Genomic DNA, 760 nt, shown 5'->3' on the forward strand with positions numbered 1-760 from the left:
CCCCTCGCGGGGCCCGCGGGCGGCGCGCCGCCCGGGGGGGGGGGGGGGGGGGGGGTTCGGGCGGGGTGGGGGGGGGGGCGGGGCGCCGCCCGGGGCCCCCCCCCCCCCCCCGCTCCGCCTCCCGTGGCGCGGGCCGGGTCGGGGTTTCCGGCGCCGCGACCGGCGGGAGGCCTGCCCGGGACGGGAACGGGACGGGGAGAGGGGTCCCGTCCGACCCGGGAGTCTTCAACAGAACAGGTTCGGTGTCAGGCCCCGGGAATTCGACCGAACAGGTTCGGTTTCAGCCCCCGGGGAGTCCGGCCGAACAGGTTCGGCTCGGATCTCAGCGGTTCAGCCGAACAGACCCGGCTCGGGCCTCGGGAGCTCGGCGCGCAGCACCTCGTTGCAGGCGGTGCAGGTCGGCGCCACCACCCAGTCCTGTTCGGACGGATCGGAAGCCAACTCCACCCCGGCACCGCACACCGACACCGCACCCGACTCACCGCACCACCGACGACCCCGGAACGCATGCCGCACGGAATCCCCACCAGGACGCCAGAAATGCCGCTCAACCATCACCCACCGCCGCGCACTCCAGGCAGGCATCCCGATCGAACACGCCCGCCGGACACGCACCCCGCCGCAAGTGCACCGGCCCGTACACGAACACCCCGCACCACGCAGGCAACACGCCACCACCGGCCCGCCGCACCCCGTGCCACCGCGAATCCACCGGCCCGCACGACGCGGCCCAGATCGGAACAGCCATCGGATCACCTCC

Annotated in this window: 1 protein-coding gene; it reads right to left on the reverse strand. The window is 75.1% G+C overall.

Features of this window, described 5'->3' with window-relative positions; translation table 11 throughout:
• Positions 1 to 547: 547 nt before the first annotated feature.
• Entirely contained in the window at positions 548 to 748 is a 201-nt protein-coding gene (locus LCD33_RS28615; RefSeq protein WP_224967703.1) for a hypothetical protein, read from the reverse strand.
• Positions 749 to 760: the final 12 nt, after the last annotated feature.

The sequence above is a fragment of the Saccharopolyspora sp. 7B genome (assembly GCF_020177435.1).
In the GTDB taxonomy this organism is placed as follows: domain Bacteria; phylum Actinomycetota; class Actinomycetes; order Mycobacteriales; family Pseudonocardiaceae; genus Saccharopolyspora_C; species Saccharopolyspora_C gregorii.

Excerpts from the sequence above, each read along its gene's own strand:
- LCD33_RS28615 (WP_224967703.1), bottom strand. The coding sequence starts at position 748 with ATGGCTGTTCCGATCTGGGCCGCGTCGTGCGGGCCGGTGGATTCGCGG.